This window comes from Streptomyces swartbergensis, assembly GCF_002148965.1.
Lineage (GTDB): Bacteria > Actinomycetota > Actinomycetes > Streptomycetales > Streptomycetaceae > Streptomyces > Streptomyces swartbergensis.
Genome location: NZ_NGFN01000374.1, coordinates 1 through 8,253 on the forward strand (window position 1 = coordinate 1; position 8,253 = coordinate 8,253).

General features: G+C 74.1%; 7 protein-coding genes. 4 read left to right on the top strand and 3 right to left on the bottom strand.

The window, feature by feature from the left end:
- From CA983_RS36915 to CA983_RS36925, 3 genes are all read right to left on the bottom strand, one after another.
- Nucleotides 1-982 (bottom strand): D-alanyl-D-alanine carboxypeptidase family protein (locus CA983_RS36915; protein WP_107500324.1); only part of this gene is annotated, 982 nt, incomplete at its 3' end.
- 74 nt (nt 983-1,056) lie between these two features.
- Nucleotides 1,057-2,043: an aldo/keto reductase gene (locus tag CA983_RS36920; protein WP_086605103.1), complete on the bottom strand. Its 987-nt coding sequence runs from the start codon at nt 2,041-2,043 to the stop codon at nt 1,057-1,059.
- A 60-nt stretch (nt 2,044-2,103) separates the two neighbouring features.
- Nucleotides 2,104-2,430 (bottom strand): hypothetical protein, encoded by a 327-nt coding sequence (locus CA983_RS36925; protein WP_059416436.1) that lies wholly within the window; start codon nt 2,428-2,430, stop codon nt 2,104-2,106.
- Nucleotides 2,431-2,575: 145 nt separating this feature from the next.
- Here CA983_RS36925 and CA983_RS36930 point away from each other — a divergent pair, with 145 nt between their 5' ends.
- The 4 genes from CA983_RS36930 to CA983_RS36945 all read left to right on the top strand — a co-directional run.
- Nucleotides 2,576-3,133 (top strand): DoxX family protein, encoded by a 558-nt coding sequence (locus CA983_RS36930; RefSeq protein WP_086605104.1) that lies wholly within the window; start codon nt 2,576-2,578, stop codon nt 3,131-3,133.
- Between the two features lie 44 nt (nt 3,134-3,177).
- Nucleotides 3,178-3,546, top strand: a complete 369-nt coding sequence (locus CA983_RS36935; protein WP_086605105.1) for a MazG-like family protein — start codon at nt 3,178-3,180, stop codon at nt 3,544-3,546.
- Nucleotides 3,547-3,650: 104 nt separating this feature from the next.
- Nucleotides 3,651-5,204, top strand: a complete 1,554-nt coding sequence (locus CA983_RS36940; RefSeq protein WP_244207248.1) for an MFS transporter — start codon at nt 3,651-3,653, stop codon at nt 5,202-5,204.
- The coding region (locus CA983_RS36945) for a beta-ketoacyl synthase N-terminal-like domain-containing protein (protein ID WP_143645660.1) at nt 5,164-8,253 on the top strand (3,090 nt) is incomplete at its 3' end. The genes CA983_RS36940 and CA983_RS36945, both read left to right, overlap by 41 nt.

Genomic DNA, 8,253 nt, shown 5'->3' on the forward strand with positions numbered 1-8,253 from the left:
CCGCGCTCACCGGCTCGACCAGCGTGCCCACCGCCCGTGCCGACGCCCCGTGCGCGAAACCCCAGTCGAGCAGGGCGGCGGCCTCCTCGTAGACGGCGTCGGCGCTGTCGCCGGGGTGCATGACGGTGACGAGCAGGGTGCGCCCGGCCCGTGTGGCGGCGCCGGTGAAGGTGTTGCCGGCGTCGGTCGTGTAGCCGTTCTTCACACCGATCATCCCCGGATACGCCCGCAGGCCCCACGCCCCGCCCAGCAGCCGGTCGGTGTTCTGGATCTGGAAGGTCTTCCCGCCCCCGGCCGGGAAGTCGGCCGTTCTCGTGCGGCAGTAGGCGCGGAAGCCGGGGTCGCGCAGCCCGTGCCGGGCGAACAGCGTCAGGTCGTACGCCGAGGACAGCTGCCCCGGGTGGTCGAAGCCGTCCGGGCTGACCACGTGCGTGTCCAGGGCCTGCAGGTCCCGCGCCTTGGACCGCATCTCGGCGACGGTCCTCGCCACACCGCCGTTCATATGGGCGAGGACGTGCACGGCGTCGTTCCCCGAGCGCAGGAAGACGCCCTGCCAGAGCTGCTCGACGGTGTACGTCGTCCCGGCCCGCATGCCGACGAGGCTGGAGCCCGCCGGGATCCCGGCGAGGTCGGCGGCGGTGACGGTGTGCCGGGTGCCGGGCGGGAACCGGTCGAGCAGCGTGTCGGCGAACAGCATCTTCAGCGTGGACGCGGGCGGCAGCCGCCGGTGCGCCCGGTAGGCGGCCAGCACGTCGCCGCTGTCCTGATCGGCGACGAGCCAGGACCGGGCGGTGAGCCTCCGGGGCAGTCCGGTGGTGCTGCCCACCTGCACCGCGTCACCGGCGAGGCGGTCGCCGCCGAGCACGGGGCCGGCCACCCGGGCCGGGGCCGCGGCGGTCACCGGGGCGGCCACGGCGGTAACCGGGGCGGCCACGGCCAGGGCGAGCAGGGAACGTCTGGACAGCCCGGCTGAGTCACGCATCCCGCGACGGTACGAAGCGGAACCGCGCCGGCGTGCACGGAACGTTCAAAGACTGGCCCAAGGTCCCGCAAGGATCACCGCCCGAGCAGCCGGTCGACCTCGGTCAGCTGCGCGCCGGTCAGTGCCCCCTTCTCCAGCGCCGCCGCGTTCTCCTCCGCCTGGGCGACCGACCGGAAGCCCGGGATGGGAATCGTGCGCGGGCTGCGCGCCCACAACCAGGCCAGGGCGCCCTGGCCGAGCGTGCGGCCCTCGCTGGTGAGGACGTCCCTGACGGCGTCGACGCGGGCGAGCCACTCCGGGTCGGCGCCGGATCCGTCACCGAAACCCTGGAGCCAGGCCGGGGGCCTGCTGCGGATGTCACCGGCCTCCAACGGCTGCCCCTCCCGGCGTTTCCCGGCGAGCAGCCCCATGGCGAGCGGACTGCGGTTGACGCTCGCGAGTCCGGCCTCCTCGCACAGCCGGATCATCGCGGGCGCGTCCTGCAGAACGTTGAGGGCGTGCTGGACGGCGGCGCAGTGCGGCCCCTCGGCGAACACGGCGGCGCGGGCGGGGTCGTCGGTGCTCCACGCGTAGGCCCGTATCAGCCCCTCGCGGACCAGCTCCTCGCACGCGTCCCGGAGCAGGGCGGCCTGCTCGGTGTCCGCGTCGGAGAGGTGGAACTGGTAGAGATCGACGTAGTCGGTGCCGAGCCGGCGCAGGGACGCGGTCAGGGCGCGGCGCAGGTAGGCCGGGGAGGCGTCGCTGCCGGTGAGGGTCCGGGTGTCCTCGTCGAACACGTTGCCCCACTTGGTGGCGACGACGGCGTCGGCCCTGCGCTTGCCGAGGGCCCGGCCCAGTACCCGTTCGCTGTGTCCGGCGCCGTAGGTGTCGGCGGTGTCGAAGAAGGTGACGCCCAGGTCGAGGGCGCGCCGCACCGCCCGGACCGACTCCTCGTCGTCGACCCTGCCCCAGCCGAGCGGCTGTCCGTCGGGCCCCTGCCATTCGCCGCCGATGGCCCAGCAGCCGAAGCCGAGGGCGCTCACCTCGATGCCGCTGCGTCCCAGCGTCCGTGTGGTTTCCATGCCCGGGGATGCTAGGAGTTGGAGCGCACGCGAACACAAGCCCCGGCGGAGTGCGGTTTTTCAGGCCTGCCCGGTCTCGAAGCGGGAGATCCGGCCGTCGTCGTCCACGGTGAAGCTCCACCGGGTGCGCATCTCGCCCCAGGTGTCGTTGCTGTAGCGGGCGATGAGGGCGCGGCCGCCGTTGGACTCGTTGTCGACCTCCAGGTGACCGTGGGAGGAGAAGATCTCCCGGTCGACCCAGTCGGCGAGGTCGCGGTCGGAGCCGTCGTCCGCCATGGTCGCGCCCGGTGCGAGGAGCGCCATGAAGGCCTCACGGTCGTGGTTGTTCACGGCGGCCACGAAGGCGCGGACGGCCGGATCGCTGAGTCGCGTGGTCTGAATCGTCATGCCGGTCAGCCTCGTACCGGCCGCCCCGCCACGCCACCCGTGCCACCCGAACGGCGTCCCGGGCGGGTCCGGGGGGTGTCAGGGGTGCGACGGTGGAAACGCGACGGGGAGTGTTCTGTTCCTGCTGTCTGCTCCGGGAGACGACGTGAGGCGTTACGACCGACGTGATCTGGGCCTGCTGCTGCTTCGGCTGGGGACGGGCGGTGTGCTGGCCGCGCACGGCACGCAGAAGCTGTTCGGCTGGTTCGGCGGGCACGGCATCGAGGGGACCGGCCAGTTCATGGAGTCCGTCGGCTACACCCCCGGCAGGACGAGCGCCACGGCGGCGGGCCTCGCCGAGACCGGCGGTGGCGCGCTGCTGGCCCTGGGCCTCGCCACACCGGCGGCCGGTGCCGCGGCGGCCGGTGCGATGGCCGGTGCGGCCGCGGTGCACACGCCGAACGGCTTCTTCAACCAGGGCGGCGGCTACGAGTACGCGGCGACGCTGGGCCTCACGGCCGCCGGCCTGGCCGTCACCGGCCCGGGAAGGCTCTCCCTGGACCACGCGCTCGGGCACGCGGTGAACCGGGGCTGGATGATTCCGGCGGCGTTCGCGGCGACGGCGGCGGGCACGGCGCTGGTCGTGGGGGCGCGCGCCCGGCGGCTGCGGAAGGCGAAGGAGGGCGAGCAGGACGCGCTGTTCGAAGAGGAGTTCATGGAGTAGCAGCGGCAGGGGCGCTGTCAGACCCTCGTGGCAGGCTGCCGCCCATGAGTGATCACACGCGGCCCGAGCCCGACCTGTGGGCCACCATCGACACCCTGTCCGAGTGGCTCGACACCCACCGCCCGGTCGAGGGCCGCGAGGGCGTGCTGCTGCGCATCCTGAAACTGTCCGAGGAGGTCGGCGAGGTCGCCGAGGCGGTCATCGGCGCGACCGGCCAGAACCCGCGCAAGGGCGTGACGCACACCTGGGACGACGTGCAGGCGGAACTGTGCGATGTCGTCATCACGGCACTGATGGCACTGCGGTCCCTGACGCCGGAGGCGCGGGAGGTCTTCGCCGGGCATCTGGATCGGGTGACACGCCGGTCCACGGCACTGCCGGCACAAGCGGAGGTTCCGCGTCCGTCGCTCTGATCATCGAATAACGCACAAGCGCCCGTTCACCTTTCCCCCTCGGGTTACGCTGCGGTGAAAAGCGCCGAGCGGCCGACCCTGGCCCAACCAGGTTGAGGAGTCCGGTGACGGGGGTGGAGTGGCGGTTTCGTGCCGTGGTGGTCGCGCATGCCGTGTCGGCGTACGGGACCTACCTGAATCTCATCGCGCTCAGCCTGTTCTCGTACGAGGTCACGGGCACCGCCCTGGGCGTGGGCGTCGTGATGGCCGTACGGCTGCTGTCCGGTGTCACGGCGGGCCTCGCCGCCGGGGCGCTGACCGCCAGGTTCACGCGCCGGACCGTCATGGTGGTCACGGACCTCGCCCAGACCCTCGCCATGGTCGTGCTCGCGCTCCAGGCGTCGGACACACCGCTGTGGGTGCTGCTCGGGGCGGTGGTCGTGCTCGGCGCGGGCAACACCTTCTTCAACGTCGCCCTGCGCAGCGCGGTGCCCGTCATGGTCGGGCAGGACGGCCGCGCCCGGGCGAACGGCGTGCTGGTCACGGCCCGTTCCGTCGCCACGGTGCTGGGTTTCGCGTCGGCCGCGCCGGTCATCGCCCTCGGCGGTTTCGGTGTCGCCTTCGCCGTCAATGCCGCGAGCTTCGCGGTGTCGGCCGGGGCCGTGCTGGTGCTCCGGCCGCGCACGGACGACGAACCGTGTGACGAACCGTGTGACGAACCGTGTGACGTGTCCGGGGAGGAACGGGCCGACGCCGGGTCCTCGCCGGCGCGTGGCAAGCGGCCGCGGCTCCGTGTGGCGGGCCTCGCCGGAGCGTTGCTCGGCATGATCGCGCTGCGGGGGCTCGACGCGCTGGCGTCCGCGTCGCACAATGTCGCGCTGCCGCTGGCGGCGCACGCGGCCGAGCCGTCCGATCCGGCGGTGTTCATGACCCGGTTCTGGTCGGCGTGGGCCGTGGGCACCCTGCTCGCCCACCAGGTTCTCAAACGCCGGTCGCACGGGGCGTCCTGGGGCGAGCGCGCGTTCGCGGTGGGCACCTGCGCGATGTCGTTCTGTTTCGTGGCGGCGTTCACCGGGCTGCCCGCCCCGGCCCTGATGGCGGCGGCCGTGGCGGCGGGGTTCGCGGACGGCTGGACCGAGATCGTCTACACCTCGCGCCTCCAGGCGGCCCCCGACCGGCAGCGCAGCCGCCTGTTCGGCCTGTCCGCCACCGCCGAGCAGTCCGGATTCGCCCTGGGCACGATGGCCGCGGCGGCCGCCCTGGAGGCGCTGCCCGCACTGGCCGTCGTGGGCGCCTTCCACGGGGCGGCGGTGTGCGGGGCGCTGGCGCTGCTGCTGTTCACGGCGGGCCGGGGCGGCACGGGCCGACCGGGCCCGGCGGACGGTGACGCCCACTCGTCCGCCGCCGACAACCGCCCGTCCGCCGCCGACATCCACCCATCCACCGGCGACAACCACCCGTCCACCGGGGAGAACCGCCGATCCGCCGACGACAACCACCCGTCCACCGGCCAGAACCACCCGTCCACCGGCCAGAACCACCGATCCGCCGACGACAACCACCCGTCCACCGGCGACAACCGCCCACCCACCGACGAGAACCACTCGCCGGCCGGCGAAGAAAAGGGAGAGCACGCGCATGGAACGTCCACGGGGGCAAGCCAGTTGCCGGGGTCCTGAACCCGAGCGCACGGAGGGGGATCCGGTCGACGCCGTGCGGGCGCTGCTGGGCGCCGCCCGGTCCGCTCCCGGCGGAGCCGTCGTCACTGTCGCGGCCGACGGCACGACGAGCTCACGGTCGTATCCCGAACTGCTGGACGCGGCACGCCGTATGCTCACCGGCCTGYGGGCGCACGGACTGCGGCGCGGCGACACGGTGGTGCTGTGCGGGCTGCCGCTGGCCGAGTTCTTCCCCGCCTTCTGGGCCTGTGTCCTCGGCGGTGCCTTACCCGTGGCCATCGCCGAGCACCCCGCACCGGGCTCCCCGGCCTTCGAACGCTTACGGCAGGCCTGCATGTTGCTCGACCGGCCGCTGGTCCTGACCGACGCTCCCGGCGCGGCGGCCCTCGCCCGCGCCACGCCCGCACCGCGCGTCGCCCTCGCCGCGGCATGCCTGGACGCGCCGCCCGCGGACGGCCACGACGACCTCGTCGAGCCGGACCCGTCCGACACGGCCCTGCTGATCCTGTCCTCCGGCAGCACCGGAGTCCCGAAGGCCGCCCGTCTGACGCACGCCGGGCTCGCGGACTTCGCGGCGAGCAGCAGGCGGATCCTCGACGTCCGCCCGGACGACACGATGGTGAACTGGCTGCCCGTCGACCACAGCGGCGCCTTCCTGCTCTACCACCTGCTCGCGGTCTTCACCGGCTGCACCAACGTCCACGCGCCCACCGAGCGGGTGCTCGCCGACCCGCTGCGCTGGCTCGACCTCCTCCACGAACACCGGGCGCAGCACGGCTGGGCACCGACCTTCGCCTACCGGCTGGTCGCGGACGCGCTCGCCGAGCGGGCCGGCCGCCCCTGGGACCTGAGCGGCCTCAAGTCGCTGGTGTGCGGGGGCGAGCGGGTCGTACTGCCGGTGCTGCGCCGCTTCCTCGACGCGACGGCCCCGTACGGCGTGCGCGAGGAGCACATCGCCCCGGTGTGGGGCATGGCCGAGACGGTCACGGCCGTCACCTACGGCCGGCTGGACCGGCCGGGCACCGTGCACCGCCTGCTCAAGAACAGCCTGGGCGGCGACCTGGTGCGGGCCGGCGAGGACACCCCGGACGCCGAGTGCGTCACGTTCGTCGCCTGCGGCTCGCCCGCGCACGGCGTCACCCTGCGCATCGTCGACGACAGCGGCGACCTGGCCCTGCCGGGCCGCATCGGCAGGCTCCAGGTCCACTCGGCCGCGCGGCTCACCCCCGGCTACGTGAACAACCCCGAGGCGGACGCCGCCGCCTACCCCGCCGGACGCGACTGGCTCGACACCGGCGACCTGGCGTTCCTCGACGGCGGCCAGGTCGTCATCACGGGTCGCCGCAAGGACGTGATCATCCTCAACGGCCACAACGTCTACTGCCACGAGGTGGAGGAGACCGCCACCGCCGTCGACGGCGTCCGGCAGGGGGAGGTCGCCGCCTGCGGCATCCCGCACCCGGAGCGGGGCACAGAGGACCTCGCCGTGTTCTTCGTCAGCCGCGGCGCCGCCGAGGACCTGCGGATCGCCGCCGAGGTGAAGGCGGCGCTGTTCACCCGCCTCAGGCTCACCGCCGCGTACGTCCTGCCCGTCCCGGCGGGCGAGTTCCCGCGGACGCCGGCGGGCAAGGTGCGCCGCGCGGAACTCCAGAGCCGCCTCATCGCCGGTGGCTTCGACGCCGCCCCGGCTCCGGCACCGTCCGCCCCGGCGGACGCGGAGGCCGTGACCCGGGCCGTCCGGGAGGAACTGAGCGCCCTACTGGGCCGCCCGGCCGACGCGGACGTGCCGTTCTATGAACTCGGCCTGACGTCCGTGCTGCTGGTGCGCCTGCGGAACCGGCTGGCGGACCGCCTCGGGATGCCGGTCGCCCAGACCGCGTTCTTCGAGCACCCGACGGCCACGGCACTCGCGGCACACCTCGCGAGCGGACCGGCGGCAGGAGCCGGGGCCGGAGCCGGGGCCGGAGCCGGGGCCGGGGCCGGGCCCGAGACGGTGACCGACGGGAGCACCTCCCGCACCGACTCCCCCGAGCGCCGCGTCGCCGTCATCGGGCTGTCGCTGCGCTTCCCCGGGGCGAACTCGGTCGAGGAGTTCTGGGCCAATCTGCGCGGCGGCGTCGACAGCGTCCGGGTCTTCGGCGAGCGGGAGCTCGCGGCGGCGGGCCTGTCGCCGGAGCAGCGCCGCGCGCCCGGCCTCGTGCCCGCCGCCGGGATCCTCGACGGCGTGGAGGACTTCGACGCGGACTTCTTCGGGATGAGCCCCAAGGAGGCCGGGCTGACGCATCCCGCGCACCGGCTGTTCCTGGAGTGCTGCCACCAGGCCCTGGAGGACGGCGGCCACGCGGCGACCGCGCCCGGCGTCCGGGTGGGGGTGTTCGCCGGGTCGGGCATGAACCTCTACGACCACCAGCAGCAGCCCGCGACCGGCTCGCCGTACGACCCGTCGGACCCGGCCGCCGGCATGCAGTCGGCCATCGGCCAGGAGCCGGACTTCCTCGCCACCCGCGTCGCCTACCGGCTCGGCCTCACCGGCCCGGCGATCGGTGTGCAGACGGCCTGTTCCACCTCCCTGGTCGCGGTGCACCTCGCGGTCCAGGCGCTGCTCACCGGGGAGGCGGACCTGGCGCTGGCGGGCGCCGCGGCCGTGCACCTGCCCCAGGAGACCGGCTATCACAGCCACCCCGGGTCGATCCTGTCCCCCACCGGACGCTGCCGCGCCTTCGACGCGGAGGCCGACGGCACCGTCGGCGGCAACGGCGTGGCCGCCGTCCTGCTCAAGCGCCTCGACCGGGCGCTGGCCGACGGCGACACCGTGCACGCGGTGATCCTGGGCTCCGCGGTCAACAACGACGGCGCCGCCAAGGTCGGCTTCAGCGCGCCCGGTGTCGAGGGACAGGCCGAGGTCGTACGGCAGGCCCTGCGCAGGGCGGAGGTGCCCGCATCGACGATCTCGTACGTGGAGGCGCACGGCACGGGAACGCGGCTCGGGGATCCGGTGGAGCTGACGGCGTTGCGGCGGGCGCTGGGCGAGGACACGGGGGAATCAGAC

Bases quoted from the DNA above. Each gene is read 5' to 3' on its own strand.
- CA983_RS36920 (WP_086605103.1), bottom strand. From the start codon at position 2,043: ATGGAAACCACACGGACGCTGGGACGCAGCGGCATCGAGGTGAGCGCC.
- CA983_RS36925 (WP_059416436.1), bottom strand. From the start codon at position 2,430: ATGACGATTCAGACCACGCGACTCAGCGATCCGGCCGTCCGCGCCTTC.
- CA983_RS36935 (WP_086605105.1), top strand. From the start codon at position 3,178: ATGAGTGATCACACGCGGCCCGAGCCCGACCTGTGGGCCACCATCGAC.